Annotated in this window: 14 protein-coding genes; 3 read left to right on the top strand and 11 right to left on the bottom strand. The window is 69.1% G+C overall.

Annotation, left to right across the window (positions count from 1 at the left end; translation table 11 throughout):
* Nucleotides 1-7: 7 nt before the first annotated feature.
* The 3 genes from CLU95_RS26600 to CLU95_RS26590 all read left to right on the top strand — a co-directional run bounded on the left by CLU95_RS26600 (nucleotide 8) and on the right by CLU95_RS26590 (nucleotide 3,845).
* Nucleotides 8-2,038 carry a transglutaminase family protein gene (locus CLU95_RS26600; protein ID WP_099796362.1) on the top strand — a complete coding sequence of 677 codons (2,031 nt, stop codon included), beginning with the start codon at nucleotides 8-10 and terminating at the stop codon, nucleotides 2,036-2,038.
* Between the two features lie 74 nt (nucleotides 2,039-2,112).
* Nucleotides 2,113-3,219, top strand: a complete 1,107-nt coding sequence (gene mltB / locus CLU95_RS26595) for a lytic murein transglycosylase B (RefSeq protein WP_099796361.1) — start codon at nucleotides 2,113-2,115, stop codon at nucleotides 3,217-3,219.
* Between the two features lie 5 nt (nucleotides 3,220-3,224).
* Nucleotides 3,225-3,845: an HD domain-containing protein gene (locus CLU95_RS26590; RefSeq protein ID WP_099796360.1), complete on the top strand. Its 621-nt coding sequence runs from the start codon at nucleotides 3,225-3,227 to the stop codon at nucleotides 3,843-3,845.
* Here CLU95_RS26590 and CLU95_RS26585 read toward each other — a convergent pair.
* From CLU95_RS26585 to CLU95_RS26535, 11 genes are all read right to left on the bottom strand, one after another.
* Nucleotides 3,824-4,345: a hypothetical protein gene (locus CLU95_RS26585; RefSeq protein WP_099796359.1), complete on the bottom strand. Its 522-nt coding sequence runs from the start codon at nucleotides 4,343-4,345 to the stop codon at nucleotides 3,824-3,826. The two genes, CLU95_RS26590 and CLU95_RS26585, sit on opposite strands and share 22 nt — an antisense overlap.
* Nucleotides 4,342-5,424 (bottom strand): beta-ketoacyl synthase N-terminal-like domain-containing protein, encoded by a 1,083-nt coding sequence (locus CLU95_RS26580; RefSeq protein WP_099796358.1) that lies wholly within the window; start codon nucleotides 5,422-5,424, stop codon nucleotides 4,342-4,344. Before CLU95_RS26580 ends, CLU95_RS26585 begins: the two co-directional genes overlap by 4 nt.
* The gene (locus tag CLU95_RS26575; protein WP_099796357.1) at nucleotides 5,421-5,699 is read right to left on the bottom strand and encodes an acyl carrier protein; all 279 of its coding nucleotides are present in this window, start codon (nucleotides 5,697-5,699) and stop codon (nucleotides 5,421-5,423) included. The genes CLU95_RS26580 and CLU95_RS26575 overlap by 4 nt, the downstream gene beginning before the upstream one ends.
* Nucleotides 5,696-6,853 carry an ABC transporter permease gene (locus CLU95_RS26570; protein ID WP_099796356.1) on the bottom strand — a complete coding sequence of 386 codons (1,158 nt, stop codon included), beginning with the start codon at nucleotides 6,851-6,853 and terminating at the stop codon, nucleotides 5,696-5,698. The genes CLU95_RS26575 and CLU95_RS26570 overlap by 4 nt, the downstream gene beginning before the upstream one ends.
* Nucleotides 6,854-6,862: 9 nt before the next feature.
* A complete protein-coding gene (locus CLU95_RS26565) occupies nucleotides 6,863-7,771 on the bottom strand; it encodes an ABC transporter ATP-binding protein (RefSeq protein WP_099796355.1) in 909 nt (302 codons plus the stop codon).
* Nucleotides 7,771-8,751 (bottom strand): BtrH N-terminal domain-containing protein, encoded by a 981-nt coding sequence (locus CLU95_RS26560; protein WP_099796354.1) that lies wholly within the window; start codon nucleotides 8,749-8,751, stop codon nucleotides 7,771-7,773. Before CLU95_RS26560 ends, CLU95_RS26565 begins: the two co-directional genes overlap by 1 nt.
* The gene (locus tag CLU95_RS26555; protein WP_099796353.1) at nucleotides 8,748-9,143 is read right to left on the bottom strand and encodes a hypothetical protein; all 396 of its coding nucleotides are present in this window, start codon (nucleotides 9,141-9,143) and stop codon (nucleotides 8,748-8,750) included. The genes CLU95_RS26560 and CLU95_RS26555 overlap by 4 nt, the downstream gene beginning before the upstream one ends.
* Nucleotides 9,144-9,145: 2 nt before the next feature.
* Nucleotides 9,146-10,282 (bottom strand): beta-ketoacyl-ACP synthase III, encoded by a 1,137-nt coding sequence (locus CLU95_RS26550; RefSeq protein WP_099796352.1) that lies wholly within the window; start codon nucleotides 10,280-10,282, stop codon nucleotides 9,146-9,148.
* The gene (locus CLU95_RS26545) at nucleotides 10,272-11,276 is read right to left on the bottom strand and encodes a dialkylrecorsinol condensing enzyme (RefSeq protein WP_257214739.1); all 1,005 of its coding nucleotides are present in this window, start codon (nucleotides 11,274-11,276) and stop codon (nucleotides 10,272-10,274) included. Before CLU95_RS26545 ends, CLU95_RS26550 begins: the two co-directional genes overlap by 11 nt.
* A gap of 168 nt (nucleotides 11,277-11,444) precedes the next feature.
* Nucleotides 11,445-13,178 carry an ABC transporter substrate-binding protein gene (locus CLU95_RS26540; RefSeq protein WP_099796351.1) on the bottom strand — a complete coding sequence of 578 codons (1,734 nt, stop codon included), beginning with the start codon at nucleotides 13,176-13,178 and terminating at the stop codon, nucleotides 11,445-11,447.
* Between the two features lie 180 nt (nucleotides 13,179-13,358).
* Nucleotides 13,359-13,667, bottom strand: a complete 309-nt coding sequence (locus tag CLU95_RS26535) for a DUF2160 domain-containing protein (RefSeq protein WP_099796350.1) — start codon at nucleotides 13,665-13,667, stop codon at nucleotides 13,359-13,361.
* Nucleotides 13,668-13,745 lie beyond the last annotated feature (78 nt).

The raw sequence follows: 13,745 nt of genomic DNA, 5'->3' as shown, positions 1-13,745 counted from the left end.
TCGCCGCATGAACCGGGTCATACGCGAACTCACCGCGCTGCCGAGGGACGCACGGGACACGCTGTTCCTGCTCGGCGTCATCGGCCTCATCCTGCTGCCGCAGGTGAACGAACTGCCGTGGTGGTGCTCGGCCATCACCGCCATGGTGCTGCTGTGGCGCGCCTCGCTGGCGGTGCAGGCACGCCCGCTGCCCAGCAAGTGGTGGCGCATCGCGCTGCTGGCGCTGGCATTGGCCGGCACCTACGCCACCCACCGCACGCTGCTGGGCCGCGACGCGGGCGTCACGCTCGTCGTCTGCCTGCTGGCGCTCAAGACGCTGGAGCTGCGCGCGCGGCGCGACGCCTTCGTGGTCTTCTTCCTGGGCTTCTTCGCGATGCTCACGAACTTCTTCTATTCGCAGTCGCTGCTCACCGCCTTCACCATGCTGCTGGCGCTGCTGGGCCTGCTGACGGCGCTGGTCAACGCCCACATGCCGGTGGGCCGGCCGCCGCTGGTGCAGGCCGCGCGCACGGCCGGCTGGATGGCGCTGGCGGGCGCACCGGTGATGCTCGCGCTGTTCCTGCTGTTCCCGCGCTTCGCGCCGCTGTGGGGCACGCCCAGCGACGCCATGGCCGGGCGCAGCGGGCTGTCGAACACGATGCGGGTCGGCACCATCGCCGAGCTGGCGCTCGACGGAAGCATCGCCGCGCGCATCAAGTTCGACGGCAACCGCGCGCCGCCGCAAAGCCAGCTGTACTTTCGCGGTCCGGTGCTGACGCAGTTCGACGGCCGCGAGTGGACGGCGCTGCCGACCTGGGCGCGCAGTGGCCCGTCGGTGTCGAACCTGCGCACGCGCGGCGAACCGGTGCGCTACGAGGTCACGCTCGAGGCCAGCCAGCGCCCCTGGCTGCTCACGCTCGACGCCGCACCGCGCGCGCCCGAGGTGCCCGGCTACAAGGTCACGGGCACGCCCGACCTGCAGTGGTTCGTGAACCGACCGATCACCGACCTCGTGCGCTACCGCGCCGAGAGCCATCCGCAGTTCCAGAGCGGCCCGATCGTGCGCACGGGCGGCCGGCTCCAGCCCTACCTGGCGCTGCCGACCGGCAGCAACCCACGCACCGCCGCGCTCGCCGCCCAGATGCGCGCCGACCCCGCGCTGGCCGGCGCCGATGCACAAGCGTTCGTGCAGGCCGCGCTGCAACGCCTGCGCACCGGCGGCTACACCTACACGCTGGAGCCCGGCGTGTACGGCAACGAGACCGCCGACGAGTTCTGGTTCGACCGCAAGGAAGGCTTCTGCGAGCACATCGCCTCGGCCTTCGTGGTGCTGATGCGCCACCTGCAGATTCCGGCGCGCATCGTCACCGGCTACCAGGGCGGCGAACTCAACAAGGTCGACAACTACTGGGTGGTGCGCCAGAGCGACGCGCACGCCTGGGCCGAGGTCTGGCAAGAGGGCGCGGGCTGGGTGCGCGTCGACCCGACCGGCTCGGTCGCGCCGGGCCGCATCGGGCAGTTCCAACGCCTTGTGCCGCAGCCCGGCCTGTTCGCAGGCGCCATCGGCGTCATGAGCCCGACGCTGGTGCAGAACCTGCGCGCCGCCTGGGAGGCCGTGAACAACGGCTGGAACCAGTGGGTGCTCAACTACACGCAGAGCCGCCAGCTCGACCTGCTCAAGACCCTCGGCTTCAACGCCCCGAGCCTGGAAGACCTGGCCTACGTGCTGCTGTACCTGCTGGTGGCCGCAAGCCTGGCGGGCGCCGGCTGGACGCTGTGGGAGCGCAGCCAGCACGACCCGTGGCTGCGCCTGCTGGGTCGGGCCCGTGCACGACTGGCGAAAGCCGGCCTGCCGCTGCCCGAAACCGCGCCGCCGCGGCAGATGGCCCAGGCGGCCGACGCCCGCTTCGGGCCCGCCGCGCAGGCCGTGCGCGACTGGCTGCTGAAGCTCGAAGCCCAGCGCTACGCACCCGCCGCGTCCCGCACGCCAGCCTCGCTCGCCGCGCTGCGCGCCGAATTCCGCCGGCTGCCCTGGCCTCCCACACCGCCGCGCGCCTGACACGCAGGCCACGCGGCTGCAACCACATGTGTCGCCCGAAAGTACGCCCGCTGCAGGGCGGCACAATCGTGCCCATGTCATTCGTCTTCCCCACGCCCTTGCGCGCCGCAGTGGCCGCCACCGCCCTCCTCGCCGGCTGCACCGCCTGGCCCACGGGAGCCCTGGCCCAGAAGCCTCAGGCCAACGGCCGCCCGGCCGCCGTCACGCCGGTGCGCGGCAGCACGCCCTACGCCACGCGCGACGACGCTATGGCGTTCGCCGACGACGTCGCCAAGCGCCGCAACCTCGACCGCGACTGGGTGCGCGCCACCATCGGGGCTGCGCGCTTCCTGCCCAACGTGCCACGCCTGATGCTGCCGGGCCCGGTCGGCACGGTGAAGAACTGGCAGGCCTACCGCAGCCGTTTCATCGACCCGGTGCGCATCGCGGCCGGCGTGCGCTTCTGGCGCGCCAACGCCGACACGCTCGCGCGCGCCGAGGCCACTTATGGCGTGCCGCCGGAAATCATCGTCGGCATCGTCGGCGTCGAGACCATCTACGGCCGCAACATGGGCAACTTCCGCGTGATCGATGCGCTGGCCACGCTGTCCTTCGACTTCCCGCAGGGCCACCCACGCGCCGCCGAGCGCGTCGCCTTCTTCCGCGGCGAGCTCGAAAGCTTTCTGAGCACCGAAAGCCGCACCGCCGACGACCCGCTCACGCCGCTGGGCAGCTATGCCGGCGCCATGGGCATGCCGCAGTTCATGCCCAGCAGCATCGCCAAGTACGCGGTCGACTTCGACGGCGACGGCCGCATCGACCTCGTGAACAACCCGGTCGACGTGATCGGTTCGGTCGCGAGCTACTTCAAGGGCTTCGGCTGGACACCGGGCATGCCGTCGATCTACCCGGTGCACTTCGAGGAGTCGCGCCTGAAGAAGGCGCTGCTGCTGGCGCCCGACATCCTGCCGACCTTCAGCGCCGACAGCTTCGTTGCCGCAGGCGCCGTGCCCGAGGGCGAAGGCCTGAAGCACAAGGGCCTGCTCGCGCTCATCGAGCTGCAGAACGGCCTCGACGCACCGCCGACCTACGTCGCGGGCACGCGCAACTTCTACGTGATCACGCGCTACAACTGGAGCAGCTACTACGCGATGTCGGTGCTCGACCTCGGCCAGGAGGTCAAGGCCGCGATGGAGCAATAACCACGATGACACCGCAGGCGCTGCACGCGAACTGGACAGAGGCCTGGCAGGAGCTCGGCGTGGCCGCGCCCGACGGCGCGCTGCAGCTGGAACTGCAGCGCCGCTACAGCGAACCGCAGCGGCAGTACCACACGATGCAGCACCTCGGCGAATGCCTCGCGTGGTTCGACCAGGAGCAGGCGCTGGCCGAACGCCCCGGCGAGGTCGCGCTGGCGCTGTGGTTCCACGACGCGATCTACGACGTGCATGCGCGCGACAACGAAGCGCGCAGCGCCGACTGGGCGCGTCAGGCATTGCAAGCCGCCGGCGTGGACGCAGCAGCGACCGATCGCGTCCACGCGCTCGTCATGGCGACGCGCCACGACGCCGTGCCCGAGGGCCGCGACGCCGAGCTGCTGATCGACATCGACCTGTCGATCCTCGGCGCCGAGCGCGCGCGCTTCGATGAGTACGAGCGCCAGGTGCACGCGGAATACGGTTTCGTTCCGGAGGAGATTCGCCTGCCGCGTCGGCGCGCGATCCTTCAGCGCTTTCTCGACCGTCCGGCGATCTACGCCACGCCGCGCCTGCATGCGCTGCTCGAAGCGCGAGCGCGCGAGAACCTTCAGCGCTCGATTTCCGGCTGATCGTTCGGCACCAGCCGCCACCACTCGGTGCGCGGCGGCACATCGCCGTACGCTTCTTCCACCACGCCGAACAACAGGCCATCGCGCCCGGCACCGAGCTGCGACAGCGCCAGCGGACGCGCGAGGTCGCGGCACAGCATGAAGCTCGCATCGCCCTGCCAGTCGAGGCAGCGGCCGACTTCCGCCAGCATCAATGCGGGCTGGCTCTGCATGAAGGTGAACGGCATCGGCAAGCCTGCATCGAGCTGCGCCAGCCCCGCGCGCGTGGCTTCCCATGCGCCGCGCTGGCTGGTCACGCGCAGGCGCGCGCCGGGAGGCAACGCGGCTTCACCGGCCGCGTCGAGACAGGCGCGCGCGCCGTACATCGCCAGCTCGGTCCACAGGCCGACACGGCGCGGCCGGCGGCCCAGCCGGGTCGCGAGCGCGTCGCGCCAATCGTCCGGCGGCGGACGCGCCACGACATGCGCGGCCGTGCGCCAAGCAGGGGTGACAGTGCTCATGCGACGCCGCAATCCGTGAGCACCAGCGACGCATGCCCGCCGCCGAAGCCCACCACGTTGAGCAGGATGTGGCGCAACCGCGCCGGCGGCCCGTCGCTCAGTGCGATGCCGAGCGTCTCGTCGAGCGCGTAGCCGACCGACGGCCAGGCGCCGCCTTCGATGCAGCCGACCAGCAAGGCCAGCTCCGCCGCCCCGGCCGCGCCGAGCGTGTGGCCGATCGCCGACTTGAGCGACACCAGCGGCGGCAGCGGGTCGAACACCTGCCGCAGCGCCTCGACCTCGATCGCGTCGTTGACCGGGCTGCCGGCGGCCTGCACCTTGATGAGGTCGATGTCCGCAGGCTGCAGGCCGCTGCGCGCCAGCGTCTCGCGGCACATTGCCCGCACCGCGCTCGCCTCGGTGCCCGAGGGATTGCGCCCGTCGACCACGTTGGCGCCGCCGCCCAGCGCCCAGCGCGCGGGTTGCGACCCGAGCCGCAGCGCCGCCACGGCCTCGCCGAGCACCAGCCCCTGGCGCCCCGCGCCGAAGGGCCGCGCGCTGTCGTGCGCCAGCAGCTGCATCGCGCCAAAGCCGGCCACGGTGAAGCGGTTGTCGAGTTCGGCGCCGATCACCAGCGCCTCGCGGGCCTCGCCCGCGCGCACCATGTCGGCCGCCGCCAGCATTGCATTGAGCGCCGAGGTGCAGGCGGTCGAGACGGTGAAGACGGGGCCTTGCCAGTCGAGTGCGGCAGCGGCGATGTCGGCAAAGTCCTGCAGGTCGCCGCTCAGCCGCGCGTCGTGCTGTGCGTGTTCCATGGCACCGATGTCGAGCGACGACGAGGCCACGAACAGCGGCCCGTGCCGGTCCAGCCCGTCGCCGGTCTGCGCGACCACGCGTCGCACCGTGTGCTGCACGCGCTGCGTCCAGTCACCGGGTGGCACCGCCAGCGTGTAGACCGGCCACTGCAGGCCATCGGCCACCGTCACCGGTGTGGGTGGAACGCCGCCGCGCCGCAATGCCGCGAGCGCGGACGGCACATCGTCGCCGAGCACGCAGGCCAGGCCCATGCCGGCCAGGTACACCGGACTCCTCGGGCTCATGCCTTGCCCGCTTGCACCAGGTGTTCCGCCAGATGCGCGATCGACGTCATGGCGCGGCGCGTGTCCTTGCTGTCGGGCATGCGCAGGCCGAAGTGCTGCTGGATCGCCATCGACACCTGCAGCGCGTCGAGCGAGTCGAGGTCGAGCCGCGCCTCGGGGCCGAACAGCGGTTCGTCGTCGCCGAGGCCGCCGGGCGGCGCGTCCTTCTCGACGGACTCGAGCACAAGGGCCTTGAGGCGGGCGATGAATTCAGGAGAAGAAGCGGTGCTCGTCACGGTGCGCGCCTGCGAAACAGAAAGACAGCCACAAAAAACATGAGGGCCGCGAACGCCACCAACCGGCCGACTTGCGGCAGCACCTCGGCCGCGCCGCCGCCGCGCAGCAGCACGGTGAGCAGCGCTTCGAGCCCCCAGTTCATGGGAGAGATTTCGACCATGCGCTGCATGAAGCCCGGCATGACGAACTTGGGCACCATGATGCCGCCCGCCGCCGCCATCAGCACATTCACCATCGGCCCGAGCGTGGCAGCTTGCGCATGGCTCTTCACGAGGCAGGCCACCGCCAGCGACAGGCTCACCGCCGCCAGGCTCACGGCCGCCAGCGACAGCAGCAGGCCGCCCCAGTGGATGCCCGACAGCGAGAGCGCATCGCCGCCGATCATCGGCATGAGCCAGATGCCTGCCGCCAGCATCAGCAGCGCCTGCAGCGCGTTCACGCCGAGGTAAGGCAAGGCCTTGGAAGCGAGCAGCATCGAGCGCGACACGCCCAGGCTCTGCAACCGGCCGAGCGCGCCCGAGCCGCGCTCCTGCACGAACAGGCTGGACAGCGAGGCCACCACGAAGAACATGCCGAACACCAGCCAGGCCGGCACGTTCTGCTGCACCGACGTGGGCCGCGGGCCGGCCGTGGCAAAGCGCTCGGCCTGCACCATCGCCTGGATGGACGCGTCGGGCGCGGGGCTGGCCGTGCCGGGCACCGCCAGCGCGAGCCGCGCCTTGAGTTCACCCGACGCACCGATGAGTTCGGCGCGCAGCGCGTTGAACAGGTTGGCGTCGATGCCGGGCTCGGCCAGCAGGCGGATGTGGGCACGCGTGGAAAGCGCGGCCGATTCCAGTTCTTCCGACAGCCCGGGCTCCATCACGATCACGTACTTGAGCGTGCCGCTGCGCAGCCGCGCCTGCCAGTCGGCGCCCAGCGGTTGCGGCGCGCCGTGGCTGCGCTGCCAGATCTGCAGCAGCCACTTGGCGGGCGTGCCGCTGTCGCGCACGTCGACCGCGTAGCTCAACTCGGCCAGCGGCGGGCGGTAGATGTCTTTCAGCGTGAGCGACATCAGCACGATGAAGACCATCGGCATCACGAACAGCACGGCCAGCCCGTGCATGTCGCGCACGAGGGCCAGCAGTTCTTTCTTGATGAGTGCGAAAAGCATGGCGTTCGATCAGTCCCGCAGCGACCGGTGCGTGAGCGCCATGAACAGCTGCTCGAGGTCGTGCCGGCCGAACTCGGCCTGCCGCACCTCGATGCCCTCGGCTTCGAGCGCGGCCAGCACGGCGCCGGGGCCGCTGCCCGCGTTCAGGTGGATGCGCCAGTGCGCCGCGCCCTGCTCCACCGTGCCGAAGCGCGACAGCATCTGCGCGTCGAGCCCGTCGGCGGCCAGGGTCAACAGCATCGCGCTTTGCGACAGCAGCGCGTCGAGCGGGCCTTCGCGCAGCACGCGGCCCTGGTCGAGGATGGCCACGCGGTCGGCAATCGCTTCGATCTCTTCCATGTAGTGCGAGGCGTAGATCACCGCCGCGCCGGCCTGCGCCAGGCTCTTGATCGCATCGAGGATGAAGGCACGCGACTGCGGATCGACGCCCACGGTCGGCTCGTCGAACAGCATCAGCTCGGGTTCGGGCAGCAAGGCGATCGCGAGGTTGAGGCGGCGCTTCAGGCCGCCCGAGAGACGCTCGGCGCGCACGCCCGAGAACTGCTCCAGCTGCGCGAACTGCGTGCAGGTGTCGATGCGCGCCTTCTTGCGTGCACCCGAAAGTTTGCCGGCCGCGGCGAAGCAGGCCAGGTTCTCGGCCACGGTGAGCATCGGATAGAAGGCCTGGTCCTGCGGTGCCACGGCGATGCGGGTGGGCGCCTTGGCGCGCACCTGCTGCAACGGCTGGCCGTCGATGCGGATGTCGCCCGACTGCACCGCGAGCGCGCCCGACAGGTGCGAGATCAGCGTGGTCTTGCCGGCGCCGTTCGGGCCCAGCAGGCCCAGCACGCAACCGCGCGGCACGGCGAGCGACACGTCGGCCAGCGCGGCCTTGTCAGCGTGCGGGTAGCGGTAGCCGAGCTGACGAAGCTCCAGCATCAGGCGACGGCGGCCTTGAGGTCGCGGAAGAAGGTTTCTTCCTGTTGCGCCTGCTCGCGCAGCTTGCCGGCCAGCGCGACCGGATCGACCGGCTCGCGCCCCTTCACCATGCGCGCCGCCTTGAGCGCGAACGCGCGCCAGCCGTCGCCGATGGCGATCAGCCGTTCGGACATCTGCGTCAGCTGCGGCTTGTCGAGCAGCTGCGCCGCCTCTTGCAGGAAGCCCGCGTAGATGAAGCGGAAGCCTGCGCCGCCCGTGCCGATTTCTTCCTGCATGCGCACCAGGTGGCCGATGAAGTCGACGCTGCGCGGATCGCTGGGCGACAGTTTCTGCATGCGCTTGGCCAGCGTGCGCATGCCGCGCACGCCCACGATGGGCACGGGCGCGAGCATGTTGCGCACGGTCTTGCGGATGGCCTTGGTCACCGAGGCGGCATCGACCGCCTTGCGCTCGATGGCCTGCGGGTAGTACATGAGCCCCTTGGGCGCGAGCACGCCCTTGGCGAAGCGCGCGCGCGACAGGTCTTCGCTGGCGCAGCGCACGGGTTCCTCGAACACGGGGTCGCTGATCAGGTAGTCGTTGCCGTCCTTGCCGTAGACCAGCAGGTTGTGCGCGTTGAAGTGAAAGCGCATGTTCGGCGGAAAGTACGGCAGCCAGTAGACCGAGGTCTGCAGGCCCACGAGCTGGCCCTCGGCCAGCAGCGCGTCGAGCCGCTGCTGCCCTGCTTGCGGGCTGCGGAAGGTCTCGAAGCGGAAGCGCGCGGCCATCGGCGCCAAGAGGCCCTTGATGATGGCCTTGGGCGGCATGCGGTACGAGATGAGCGGCAGGCCCGACAGCTTGATGAACGGCAGGTAGGCGAAGGACAGCGCCGACGACAACCCCAGCGCCATCGCCTCGCTCATCGGCGCGCCGTGGTGCCGCATGAGGCTGGAGATGACGCCGCTTTCGCAGTGCGCCGCCTGTTGGTGTTGGAAGTTCACGGCAGGCCTTGCAGGGTGGAAACGGGCAAGCCCAGCGCTTGGCCGTAGCGGGCGAGCTGGGTCGGCGACAGCGCGGCGAAATGGCGCGGCTGCAAATGGCGGCGCACGCGCCACTGCCAGAAGCCGCTGGTCTGCGAGAGCAGCGCCACGTCCATGCGGCGCTCGTACATCCAGTATTCGAGCGGCGAGGCCAGTCCGGCCTTCACGCGCGTCTTGGCCTCTTGCGCCTGCTCGACCAGCACGTCGACCGCGTGGCTGGTGACGATCTCTTCCGCCTCCCAGCCCTTGGACGTGGTGGTGACGACGCGGCCTTGCGCGTCGCGGGCGTACATCAGCTTGGAATGGCCTGCGAGGGTCGCGTTGCCCTCTTGCGGAACTGCGTCGACGTCCATGGCTACACCGCCTCCAGGTAGATGAAGCCGCTCGAGAAGCGACCGCTTTCCGGCACGAACATCAAGAGCTTCTGGCCGGGCTTGATGCGACCGGAACGGAACAGCTCGTCGAGCATGATGTACGGCGAGGCCGAGCCGGTGTTGCCTTTGGTCGCGAGGTTGCTGAACCAGCGCTCGCGCGGAATCGGCAGGCCCAGCGAGGCCAGGCTCGCGGCGACGGGCTCGACGAAATAGTGCGACGACAGGTGCGGCAGGAACCAGTCGATGTCGTCGGTCTTCAGCCCGCGGCGCTCGATGAGGGCCGCGAGCGGCTCGGTCAGCGTGGCGCGCACGATGTTGTCGTTGAGCAGGCGCACGTCCTGCTTGACCGCGAAGGTCGAGTCGCGCTGCCAGTCGGCGGGCGAGGTGCGGGCCCAGCCGTCGAGGCCGCCCTGCGCGTTCTTGTCGGCACCGGCATACATGCACACCGGCAGCTCGTGCGCCGCCGACGACAGCTCGATCCATTCGACGCGCAGCGACAGCGGCCCGCGCGGCTCGCGCTCCAGCAGCACCGCGCCGGCGCCGTCGGACAGCATCCAGCGCAGGAAGTCTTTCTCGAAGGCGATCTCGGGGCGCGCTTCGAGCGCCTCGATCTTGTGCTCGAGCTCGGCTTCGAAGTTGATGCCGCGCATCACGGCCGAGGCCAGCTCGGAGCCCGTGGCGACCGCGCGCCGCGCATCGCCCGCACGCACCGAGAGCCACGCATGCTTGAGCGCCGCCGCGCCGGCCAGGCAGATGCCGGCGCAGGCCACCACCTCGAGCCGGGGCCAGCCCAGTTCACCGTGCACCATCACCGCGTGGTTGGGCATGAGCTGGTCGGGCAGCGAGGTGCCGGTGGCCAGGCAGTCGACCGGGCCGATGTCGTCGCCCAGCGCGCGGATGGCCGCGGCGGTGAGCTGTGCATTGGTCATGGCCAGCTGGCCGGTGGCGCGGTCGATGGCGTAGTGGCGCGACTGGATGCCGTTGCTGCGCAGGATGAGGCGTCGCGCACGCGACACCTTGCCGCCGATGCGACCCAGCACTTCTTCGATGTCTTCGTTGCTGACCGGAGAAAAAGGCAGGAAGGCAGCGGTGCGGGTCAGGAAAACATCAGTCGTCATAAAGAGGGAGCCGGTCCGTGGCAGAGCCCGACGGGCGCTCGAATTGGGCGGTCATTTTAGTCAGCCACCCTCGGAACAAAGGACGCAGCAGCGCCTGCAAGGTCAGGCTCACCGGCACGACGGTAACGATCAGCGCCAGCAGAAACAACACGTACAGCAGCAGCAGCGGTTTGCGCACCGCCGCGCCCGGCCCGCCGGCCGCCATGATCAGCTTGCCCCAGAGGTAGAAGCTGCGCGTGCCGGCCTTCTCGCTGACCAGCAAACGCGCGTCGGCGCGCACCGCGCCCAGCCCGGCCAGCAGGGGCGCATCGCCCTGCTCTTTACCTGCGTGCAGCGCGTCGCGCAGGGCACGACCGAAGCGGCTGCAGCCGCGAATCTGCTCCTCGCTCAGGCCCGCGTCGGGCATGCCCCAGAAGCCGCGCTTGCGGCCCCAGATGAGCCAGGCCGGCGTGGTGAAAAAAGTGGCCAGCGTGGGGCCCGGGTCGGTCAGCACCACGTTGTCGATCAGGCGCGCGCCGGTGGCGGCGAGCAGGCCCTTGAGCTTTTCGTGGGCCAGCAGCCACATGTTGCGGCAGGCAATGACCGTGACCACGGGTTTTCCCTTGAGCAGCCGCGCCGCCACGGGGTGCTGCAGGAAGGCCGCAATCGGCTGCGCGGGCGCCAGGAACCAGACCTGGTACGGCAGGATGACGAGGTCGAAGTCTTCGTCGCCCGTGAGCGCGAGCGGCGCCAGCGGGCCCGGCTTCATGTGGGCCGACTCGGGGAACGCGTCGAAAAAAGTCAGGAACGGCCAGGGCCAGGGAAAGCTCTGCAGCGGCCGCAGCGTTTCCACATGCAGTTCGATGCCCGGGTCGGCGCGCAGCGGCGCGGCGATCTGCCCGGCCACGCGGTCGAGCTGCCCGGTCTGCGAGTACTGGATCAGCAGGACGCGTTTGACACGCGCGCTCGGGGTGGCAGGAGGGCTGGCGGAGGGGCTGGAAGAACTTGGATTCACTGGCGGGGCGTGGCGGGGGCCGTCGAATGTAAGCGAAGCTTTTCAAAGGTGCATCTGCCATTGGTCATGCCGTCGCACGAATCCGACGAACCATTCGGCCAGAACGCGAAAAAGGGCCGCACCTCGCGGCACGGCCCTTGTTTGCATTTGTGATGCGCGGTGCGCCGGTCAGCGCACCTTGCCGGCCTTCCAGGCGCTCAGCAGCTTGTTGTAGTCGATGGTCTCGCCCTTGGGCTTTTCGTTGGCCAGCTTCTTCCACGGGGCGTGGTCGTCGCTCAGGTACTTGGCCGGGTCGCCCTTCGGGTTGAGCTTGGGCGCGCAATGGGCCATGCCGGCGCGCTCGAGGCGGGCCATCACGTTGTCCATCTCGTCGGCCAGGTTGTCCATGGCTTTCTGCGGGGTCTTCTCACCCGTCACGGCCTCGGCCACGTTCTTCCACCAGAGCTGCGCGAGCTTCGGGTAGTCGGGCACGTTGGTGCCGGTCGGGGTCCACGCCACGCGCGCCGGGCTGCGGTAGAACTCGATCAGGCCGCCGTACTTGTTCGCGTTCTGCGTGAAGTAGTCCGAGCGGATGTCGCTGTCGCGGATGAAGGTCAGACCGGTGATCGACTTCTTCAGCGACGTGGTCTTGGCGGTGATGAACTGCGCGTAGAGCCAGGCGGCAGCCGTCTTGTTGGCGTCATGGCCCTTGAAGAAGGTCCACGAACCCACGTCCTGGTAGCCGTTCTGCATGCCCTGCTTCCAGTACGGACCGTTCGGGCCCGGGGCCATGCGCCACTTCGGCGAGCCGTCTTCGTTCACGACCGGCAGGCCCTTCTTGGTCATGTCGGCGGTGAAGGCCGTGTACCAGAAGATCTGCTGGGCGATCTGGCCCTGCGCCGGCACCGGACCGGATTCGCCGAAAGTCATGCCCATGGCTTCCTTGGGCGCGTACTTCTTCATCCAGTCGATGTACTTGGTGAGCGCATACACGGCGGCCGGCGAATTGGTGGCGCCACCGCGCGACACCGAGGCGCCCGTGGGCGTGCACTTGTCGGCCGCCACGCGAATGCCCCACTCGTCGATCGGCATGCCGTTCGGAATGCCCTTGTCGGCAGCGCCGGCCATCGACAGCCACGCATCGGTGAAGCGCCAGCCGAGCGACGGGTCTTTCTTGCCGTAGTCCATGTGGCCGTAGATCGGCTTGCCGTCGATGGTCTTCACGTCGACGCTGAAGAACTCGGCGATGTCTTCGTAGGCGCTCCAGTTCAGCGGCACGCCCAGGTCGTAGCCGTACTTGGCCTTGAACTTGTCCTGCAGGTCCTTGCGCGCGAACAGGTCGGCGCGGAACCAGTACAGGTTGGCGAACTGCTGGTCGGGCAGTTGGTAGAGCTGGCCGTCGGGCGCGGTGGTGAAGCTGGTGCCGATGAAGTCCTTCAGGTCCAGGCCCGGGTTGGTGAACTCCTTGCCCGTGCCCTTCATGTACTCGGTGAGCGACATGATCTTGCCGTAGCGGTAGTGCGTGCCGATCAGGTCGGAGTCGGACACCCAGCCGTCGTAGATCGACTTGCCCGACTGCATCGAGGTCTGCAGCTTCTCGACCACGTCGCCTTCCTGGATCAGGTCGTGCTTGACCTTGATGCCGGTGATCTCCTCGAAGGCCTTGGCCAGCGTCTTCGATTCGTACTCATGGGTGGTCAGCGTTTCGGAGACGACCGACACCTCCTTCACACCCTTGGCCTGCAGCTTCTTGGCGGCGTCGATGAACCACTTCATCTCCTCCATCTGCTTGTCCTTGGACAGGGTCGACGGCTGGAATTCGCTGTCGATCCATTTCTTGGCCTCGGCCTCGCCGGCCGATGCGGCGCCGTGCGCGGCGAACATCGCCGCCGCCAGTGCCAAAGCCGTGTAGCGCATCTTCATGAATGTGTCTCCTCGGTTGTGCTTCCCCGGTTTTTCGATCGCGGCTCCGGGGAGGCGGAGAGCCGGACACGTTGGCGAAATTAAGGTTGCGGTCGCCGCCGGGCCGCCCCAAGGCGAGCCGCGCCTCCCCCTTGGGGGGTGGAGAAGTACACGAAGTGACAAGCCGGGGGGCACATTTTTCTAGCCTTTGCGCATGACCAGGGCAAGAACGAACATCGACAGCACGAAGCCGATCCAGATCGAGGGCTCGGCCTCCAGGCTCAGCCACTCCTGCACCTTGCCGGCCACGCCGACGAAGATCAGGTTCACGTAGGCAGCAGACAGCAGGCCGATGAAGAGCCGGTCGCCGCGCGTGGTGGCAATGGGCAGCCAGCCGCGCCGCACGGTGGTGGGCGACTTGATCTCCCACACGGTCATGCCGATCAGCATGAGCGCGATGCAGGTGAAGAAAACGGCCACGGGGGTGGTCCAGACCATCCAGTCGAACATTTTTTCTATCTCCTTGTCCTGTTCCCTCTCCCCTCGGGGAGAGGGTTAGGGTGAGGGGGCGTATCCATCGCCAGGTGC

The organism is Variovorax sp. 54 (assembly GCF_002754375.1).
In the GTDB taxonomy this organism is placed as follows: domain Bacteria; phylum Pseudomonadota; class Gammaproteobacteria; order Burkholderiales; family Burkholderiaceae_C; genus Variovorax.
Note: the sequence above shows the minus strand (reverse complement) of the source record. Positions and strands in the feature narration are given on the sequence as shown.

Bases quoted from the DNA above. Each gene is read 5' to 3' on its own strand.
- CLU95_RS26600 (WP_099796362.1), top strand. From the start codon at position 8: ATGAACCGGGTCATACGCGAACTCACCGCGCTGCCGAGGGACGCACGG.
- mltB (WP_099796361.1), top strand. From the start codon at position 2,113: ATGTCATTCGTCTTCCCCACGCCCTTGCGCGCCGCAGTGGCCGCCACC.
- CLU95_RS26590 (WP_099796360.1), top strand. From the start codon at position 3,225: ATGACACCGCAGGCGCTGCACGCGAACTGGACAGAGGCCTGGCAGGAG.
- CLU95_RS26585 (WP_099796359.1), bottom strand. From the start codon at position 4,345: ATGAGCACTGTCACCCCTGCTTGGCGCACGGCCGCGCATGTCGTGGCG.
- CLU95_RS26580 (WP_099796358.1), bottom strand. From the start codon at position 5,424: ATGAGCCCGAGGAGTCCGGTGTACCTGGCCGGCATGGGCCTGGCCTGC.
- CLU95_RS26570 (WP_099796356.1), bottom strand. From the start codon at position 6,853: ATGCTTTTCGCACTCATCAAGAAAGAACTGCTGGCCCTCGTGCGCGAC.
- CLU95_RS26565 (WP_099796355.1), bottom strand. From the start codon at position 7,771: ATGCTGGAGCTTCGTCAGCTCGGCTACCGCTACCCGCACGCTGACAAG.
- CLU95_RS26555 (WP_099796353.1), bottom strand. From the start codon at position 9,143: ATGGACGTCGACGCAGTTCCGCAAGAGGGCAACGCGACCCTCGCAGGC.
- CLU95_RS26550 (WP_099796352.1), bottom strand. From the start codon at position 10,282: ATGACGACTGATGTTTTCCTGACCCGCACCGCTGCCTTCCTGCCTTTT.
- CLU95_RS26540 (WP_099796351.1), bottom strand. From the start codon at position 13,178: ATGAAGATGCGCTACACGGCTTTGGCACTGGCGGCGGCGATGTTCGCC.
- CLU95_RS26535 (WP_099796350.1), bottom strand. From the start codon at position 13,667: ATGTTCGACTGGATGGTCTGGACCACCCCCGTGGCCGTTTTCTTCACC.